This is a genomic window from Pseudomonas sp. CM25, from assembly GCF_013179705.1.
Lineage (GTDB): Bacteria > Pseudomonadota > Gammaproteobacteria > Pseudomonadales > Pseudomonadaceae > Aquipseudomonas.
Window position 1 is genome coordinate 1 of sequence record NZ_JABMCW010000297.1, and the last position, 6,818, is coordinate 6,818.

A 6,818-nucleotide genomic window follows, 5' to 3' on the forward strand; every position below is an offset into this window, starting at 1 on the left:
GATGAAGAGCTGGCCCGCGCAATCCTCTCGCAGGATGACCGCATAGCCGACCATTGAGTAAACCTGCACCGGCCCTTTCGCGGGCAGGCCCGCCCCCACAGCCCTCAGGCCGACGCGGTCCCTGTGGGAGCGGGTTTACCCGCGAAGAGGTCGGCCCAGGCAAACATCACCCCCAACCATCCATGCGCATGGTAGCCCTCACCAGGCGCTGCTCTTCCTGTTCGATCTCGCGCAAGCTGTCGCGGATCCCGTTGATATGCTCGCGCGCCGCCCGCTGCGCCTGTTCGGGCAACTGCTCCATCACCGCGTGATACAGCCGCGCATGCTGCCGGTCGATCTGGCGCTTCTGCGCCGGCCGGCAGTACAGGTTATTGACCGAGGCAAACACCGTGCTCAAGGTCAGGTCGCTGAGCGATTGCAAGGTATGCACCAGCACCGGGTTGTGCGACGCCTCGCTGATTGCCCGATGGAACGCATGGTCGCGGCGGGCATGCTCGCGGGGATCGAGCGCGTCTGCGCAAGCATGCGCCGCCAACATTTCCTCGTAGCGCCTGCGGATCAGCAAACGGTCGACTTCGGTGGCGCGCAGCGCCGCCAGCCGGGCCGATTCGGCCTCCAGCAACGCGCGCACTTCCAGCAGGTCGAACAACGTGCGCGGCTGCGAGTTGAACAGGTGCATCAACGGCGCCGCGCCCGCGTGGCCGGCCAGGTCGGCGACAAACGAGCCGCGCCCGTGCTCGGTATCGATGATGCCTCGCCCACGCAAGATGCGCAGGCCCTCGCGCAACGCCGAGCGCGAACAACCCAGCTTCTCCACCAGCCGCCGCTCCGACGGCAGTGCCTGGCCGACCTTGAGCACGCCTTCCACGACCAGCCGCTCGACTCGTTCGGCGACTTGATCGGCGACTTTGGTCTTGCCTTCAGTACCCACTGCACTCCCTCACACTGGTAGGACCACTTGCACCACTGTTTCCAATCTAGCCCGGTAAACCCATCAATTACCAGCACCATGCCGAAGAACTGGTAGGACCACTGGTTCTGCCTCTCGACCAATGCCGCCGGCGCACGCAGGCTGCCAGGGTGACCGCTTTGCCAACAACAACAAAAACCGTTGCCGAGTGAGCCGATGAATATCCTGTACGACGAACGTGTCGATGGCGCGCTACCCGCCGTGGACCAGACGGCGCTGCTGCACGCGTTGCGCGATGCGCTGCCGGACCTTGAAATCCTGTACCGCCAGGAAGACCTCAAACCCTACGAATGCGACGGCCTGTCAGCGTACCGCACGGTGCCGCTGCTGGTGGTGCTGCCCGAGCGCCTGGAACAGGTGCAGGCCTTGCTCAGGCTCTGCCACCAGCGTGGCGTGCCGGTGGTCGCGCGCGGTGCCGGCACTGGCCTGTCGGGCGGCGCGCTGCCGCTGGCCAAGGGCATCCTGCTGGTGATGGCGCGCTTCAAGCGCATCCTCGAAGTCAACCCGCAGGGCCGTTTTGCCCGCGTGCAGCCCGGCGTGCGCAACCTGGCGATTTCCCAGGCTGCAGCCCCCCACGGCCTGTACTACGCGCCCGACCCGTCCTCGCAAATTGCCTGTTCCATCGGCGGCAACGTTGCCGAAAACGCCGGTGGCGTGCACTGCCTGAAGTACGGCCTGACCGTGCACAACCTGCTCAAGGTCGACATCCTCACCATCGAGGGCGAGCGCCTGACCCTGGGCAGCGATGCCCTGGATAGCCCCGGCTTCGACCTGCTGGCACTGTTCACCGGTTCCGAAGGCATGCTAGGGATCATTACCGAAGTCACCGTCAGGCTGCTGCCCAAACCCCAGGTGGCACGGGTGCTGCTGGCCAGTTTCGACAGCGTCGAGGATGCCGGCCGGGCGGTCGCCGAAATCATCGCCGCCGGCATCATCCCTGGCGGCCTGGAGATGATGGACAACCTGGCGATCCGCGCCGCCGAAGACTTCATCCACGCCGGCTACCCGGTGCACGCAGCAGCCATCCTGCTGTGCGAGCTGGACGGCGTGGAGGCCGATGTGCACGACGATTGCGCACGGGTCGCCGAGTTGCTGGCGCAAGCCGGCGCCAGCGACGTGCGCCTGGCCTGCGACGAAGCCGAGCGCATGCGCTTCTGGGCCGGGCGCAAGAACGCCTTCCCGGCGGTGGGGCGCATGTCCCCGGACTACTACTGCATGGACGGCACCATCCCGCGCCGCGAACTGCCCAGGGTGCTCAAGGGCATCAGCGACCTGTCCACGCATTACGGCCTGCGCGTGGCCAACGTGTTCCATGCCGGCGACGGCAACATGCACCCGCTGATCCTGTTCGACGCCAACCTGCCAGGCGAACTGGAGCGCGCCGAAGCCCTCGGCGGCAAAATCCTCGAACTGTGCGTGGCGGTGGGCGGCAGCATCACCGGCGAGCACGGCGTGGGGCGCGAGAAGATCAACCAGATGTGTGCGCAGTTCAACAGCGATGAAATCACCCTGTTCCACGCAGTCAAGGCCGCTTTCGACCCGCAGGGCCTGCTGAACCCGGGCAAGAACATCCCTACCCTGCACCGCTGCGCCGAATTCGGTGCGATGCACGTCCACCATGGGCAACTGCCCTTCCCCGACCTGGAGCGCTTCTGAATGAGCATGGACCGCGACATCAGCCAGGCCCTGCTGGAGCAGGTCAATCAGGCACTGCACCAGGGTACCCCGCTTCGCATACAGGGCGGCAACAGCAAAGCGATGCTCGGCAACCCGCTGGCCGGCGAACTGCTCGATACCCGCAGCCACCGCGGCATCGTCAGCTACGACCCGACCGAGCTGGTGCTCACCGCCCGCGCCGGCACGCCGCTGCGCGAGATCGAGGCGGCCCTGCACGAGGCCGGGCAGATGCTGCCGTGCGAGCCACCGCACCTGGGCCACGAGGCTACCCTGGGAGGCATGGTCGCGGCCGGGTTGTCCGGCCCTCGTCGGCCCTGGGCGGGGTCTGTGCGCGACTATGTACTGGGCACGCGGGTGATCACCGGCCACGGCAAGCTGCTGCGTTTTGGTGGCGAAGTGATGAAGAACGTCGCCGGCTACGACGTTTCGCGGCTGATGGCAGGCAGCTTCGGCTGCCTCGGGCTGCTGACCGAAGTGTCGCTGAAGGTGCTGCCTCGCCCACGTCAATGCCTGAGCCTGCGCCTGCCCATGGGCCGCCACCAGGCGCTGGCCGAGCTGGCCGAATGGGGCCAGCAGCCGTTGCCGATCAGCGCGGCCTGCCATGACGGCGACGCGCTGTACTTGCGCCTGGAAGGCGGCGAAGGTTCGGTGCAGTCGGCAGCGCGGCGCCTGGGCGGCGCGGTACTGGACGGCGGTTTCTGGCGTGACTTGCGCGAACAGCGCCTCGCCTTTTTCGATGACCCTGCCCCGCTCTGGCGTTTGTCGGTGCCAGTGGCCACCGGCGATCTGGACCTGCCGGGCCAGCAACTGCTCGACTGGGCGGGTGCGCAGCGCTGGCTCAAGTCCACGGCAGCGCCCGGGGACATCCGCCATGACATTGACAAGGTGGGCGGCCATGCCACGCTCTACACACCCGGCCCAGCCAGCAGCCCGCCGCTGCCCGATGCGCTGATGCGCTACCACCGCGCCCTCAAGCAGCAGCTCGACCCCCAGGGGGTGTTCAACCCTGGCCGCCTGTACCCGGACCTGTGAGGCCAGACCATGCAAACCAACCTGAGCGAAACGTCCCGACGCCTGGCCCGCGCCGACGAAGCCGAGAGCATCCTGCGCGCCTGCGTGCACTGTGGCTTCTGCACCGCCACCTGCCCTACCTACCAGTTGCTGGGCGATGAACTGGACGGCCCGCGTGGGCGCATCTACCTGATCAAGCAGGTGCTCGAAGGCGAGCCGGTCACTGCCAGCACCCAATTGCACCTGGACCGCTGCCTGACCTGTCGCAACTGCGAAACCACCTGCCCTTCCGGGGTGAAGTACCACGACCTGCTGGACATCGGCCGCGCAGTGGTCGAGCAACAGGTACCCCGCCCATTCACTCAACGCCTGTTGCGTGAGGCCCTGCGCGCGGTGGTGCCGCGCCCGGCGCTGTTCAAGGCCCTGACCCGCAGCGGCCAGGTTCTGCGTCCACTGCTGCCGGCGGCGCTCAAGGGCAAGCTGCCGAGCCGAGTCAGCGCGCCCGGCATACGCCCCGCGCCACGCCATGCGCGGCAGGTGCTGATGCTGGAAGGCTGCGTGCAGCCGGCGCTGTCGCCCAACACCAACGCCGCCGCTGCACGCCTGCTCGACCGCCTGGGCATCAGCGTGGTGCCGATCCAACAGGCCGGCTGCTGCGGCGCCGTGGACTACCACCTCAACGCTCAGGAGCAAGGCCTGCAACGGGCCCGGCGCAACATCGACGCCTGGTGGCCGGCGATCGAAGCCGGTGCCGAGGCTATCGTGCAAACCGCCAGCGGCTGCGGCGCGTTCGTGCGCGACTACGGGCATCTGTTGCAGCAGGACCCGCGTTACGCCGCCAAAGCCGCACGCGTCAGCGCCCTGTCACGCGATCTGGTAGAAGTATTGCGCGATGAGCCAGTCGAGCAATTGAGCCTGTGCGCCGAGCAGCGCCTGGCCTTTCACTGCCCGTGTACCCTGCAGCACGCCCTGAAGCTGGGGGGTGTAGTGGAGGCGCTGTTGACGCGCCTGGGCTTTACTCTGACCGAGGTGCCGGACGGGCACCTGTGCTGCGGCTCGGCTGGCACCTATTCGCTGACCCAGCCGGACCTGTCACAGCAGCTGCGCGACAACCGCCTGAATGCCCTGGAAAGCGGTAAACCGCATGTCATTGCCACTGCCAACATTGGCTGCCAGGCCCATCTGGACGGGGCTGGACGCACGCCGGTGCGGCACTGGATCGAAATTGTCGAAGCAGCCCTGAACCCGGAGAACCCCCATGCATAGCAAGTTCGTGATCGGCCAGGCCGAAGTCGCCCGCGTGCTCACCGCCGCCCGCGCCGAGGCCCGGGCCCGGCAATGGAACGTGACGATCGCCGTGGTCGACGACGGCGGCCACCCGCTGGCCCTGGAGCGTATGGACGGCTGCGCGCCGGCCAGCGCCTACATCGCGGTGGAAAAAGCCCGCACCTCTGCGCTAGGGCGCAAAGAGACGCGGGATTACGAGGAAATGGTCAATGGCGGGCGTACCGCGTTCGTCACTGCACCGTTGCTGACCAGCCTCGAAGGCGGCGTGCCGCTGCGGGTGGATGGCCAGGTGGTGGGAGCGATTGGCGTGTCCGGGGTCAAGTCCGAGCAAGATGCCCAGGTGGCCAAGGCCGGGGCGGCTGCCTTGTAAACCCCGTACCGGCCTCTTCGCGGGTTCATCCCCGAAGAGGCCGGTACGGGCAAACGGTTTGCACAAGGTTGTTCGGGGCTAAGCCGATCATTGCCAGTTCATATTCAACCCACCGATTTCAACGGCACCCGCCCGCCCACGGTTTTCTGTTAGGGCCATAGCGTGGTGCTTGCTGCTGGCCAGGGACGACAAGCATCATATGCGTACTGCCCGTTGCCATGGATACGCCAATGACTGTTGTACCTTTCCCCCTCACGGAGCCGGGCCGCTGCAAACGCCTGAAGGCGGCCAGCAGCCGCGACCATGACAGCGTCGACCAACTGGTGATGGCGGCACGGCCTTTCGACGACCGCGCGCGCTACGGCCGCTTCCTGCAGGTGCAGCATCGCTTTCACGGCAGCCTGTTGGCGTTGTACCAGGACGAGCAACTCAACCAGCAGTTGCCGGGGCTGATGCAGCTGTCGCGCTTCAGTGCGGTCGAGGATGACCTGCGCGATCTGGGCCTGCCGTTGCCGGCAGCGCCCGCAACGATTTGTGCCAGTGCGGCCCAGGCGCTGGGTTGGTTGTATTGCAGCGAGGGCTCGAACCTGGGCGCGGCGTTTCTGTTCAGGCATACCCAGCGTTTGGGCCTGGATGAGCACCACGGCGCCCGCCACCTGGCAGCGCACCCGGATGGCCGGGCGCTGCACTGGCGCGAGTTCGTTGCCAGGCTGGATGGGCTGCTGCTGGATGAGCAGGAAGAGGCCGAAGTGCTGGTGGGTGCCATCGCCGCGTTTGACAGCTACAGGGCGCATCTGCGTGAGGTGTTTGCGTAGCGATGTAAACCGCCAATTCTCTACAAGTTGTTGCTGCAGCGAACTTTTTCCCGATTGCCGGTCTATCTGTGAGGCACAGAAAGGTAGCGCAACGCGACACAGGGTTCGCTGCGCACCTGCTGGCCAAATGGCTCAATTGGTATCAGAGGTGGGCTTCGCTCATGAAAATACATGTCGCTAGGTTGATGCTGCTCGGCCTGTTCTCGTTCGCGGCGATGGGCACTGCATCGGCAACACAAATGAAGGCGCCCGTCGCGGTGGCCCCGGCCGTACAGTCACCGGTGCAGCCTGCTGCCAACCCCTGGTCACGGGTAGCCAGTGTGGCTGCTGCGCAGCCAGACACACTGCTGGCCCATGATGACGACCGCTGGCATGACCGCCGCGGCGACTGGCGCCGCGAGCAGTGGCGGCGCGAGCAGGCCCGGCGGGATTGGGAGCGCCGGCGCGACTGGGAACGGCGCCGTGACTGGGAGCGCCGGCATGAGCGGGCCCTGCACCAGCGGCACCATGACGAGCACCGGTATTATCGCCGTTGATCCGGTGTTTTATGCAGGTTGAGGCCGTTTTGCGGAGCCTCGTTGGCAGGTGAGGGTCCTACAGGGATCGCATCAGGGCTGACAGCCCTGATGCCATCAGCCATTCGCTCCGACAGCGGTCTCCCCCGCCTCAGCCTCCAGCTTCAAACGGT

Annotated in this window: 7 protein-coding genes; 6 read left to right on the top strand and 1 reads right to left on the bottom strand. The window is 66.5% G+C overall.

Annotated features, from left to right (window positions below; genetic code table 11):
* Nucleotides 1–166: 166 nt before the first annotated feature.
* On the bottom strand, nt 167–931 hold the full coding sequence (glcC, locus tag HP546_RS23475; protein WP_172230162.1) for a transcriptional regulator GlcC: 765 nt from the start codon (nt 929–931) through the stop codon (nt 167–169).
* 195 nt (nt 932–1,126) lie between these two features.
* Between glcC and glcD the strand changes: the two genes are divergently transcribed.
* The 6 genes from glcD to HP546_RS23505 all read left to right on the top strand — a co-directional run bounded on the left by glcD (nt 1,127) and on the right by HP546_RS23505 (nt 6,666).
* Nucleotides 1,127–2,626, top strand: coding sequence for a glycolate oxidase subunit GlcD (glcD, locus tag HP546_RS23480; RefSeq protein WP_172230164.1), 1,500 nt, complete (start codon nt 1,127–1,129; stop codon nt 2,624–2,626).
* Nucleotides 2,627–3,679: a glycolate oxidase subunit GlcE gene (gene glcE / locus HP546_RS23485; protein WP_172230166.1), complete on the top strand. Its 1,053-nt coding sequence runs from the start codon at nt 2,627–2,629 to the stop codon at nt 3,677–3,679.
* A gap of 9 nt (nt 3,680–3,688) precedes the next feature.
* Entirely contained in the window at nt 3,689–4,924 is a 1,236-nt protein-coding gene (glcF, locus tag HP546_RS23490) for a glycolate oxidase subunit GlcF (RefSeq protein WP_172230168.1), read from the top strand.
* Nucleotides 4,917–5,315, top strand: a complete 399-nt coding sequence (locus tag HP546_RS23495) for a heme-binding protein (RefSeq protein ID WP_172230170.1) — start codon at nt 4,917–4,919, stop codon at nt 5,313–5,315. Before glcF ends, HP546_RS23495 begins: the two co-directional genes overlap by 8 nt.
* 230 nt (nt 5,316–5,545) lie before the next feature.
* Nucleotides 5,546–6,130, top strand: a complete 585-nt coding sequence (locus HP546_RS23500) for a biliverdin-producing heme oxygenase (RefSeq protein ID WP_172230172.1) — start codon at nt 5,546–5,548, stop codon at nt 6,128–6,130.
* A 185-nt stretch (nt 6,131–6,315) separates the two neighbouring features.
* Nucleotides 6,316–6,666 carry a hypothetical protein gene (locus tag HP546_RS23505; protein ID WP_172230174.1) on the top strand — a complete coding sequence of 117 codons (351 nt, stop codon included), beginning with the start codon at nt 6,316–6,318 and terminating at the stop codon, nt 6,664–6,666.
* Nucleotides 6,667–6,818: the final 152 nt, after the last annotated feature.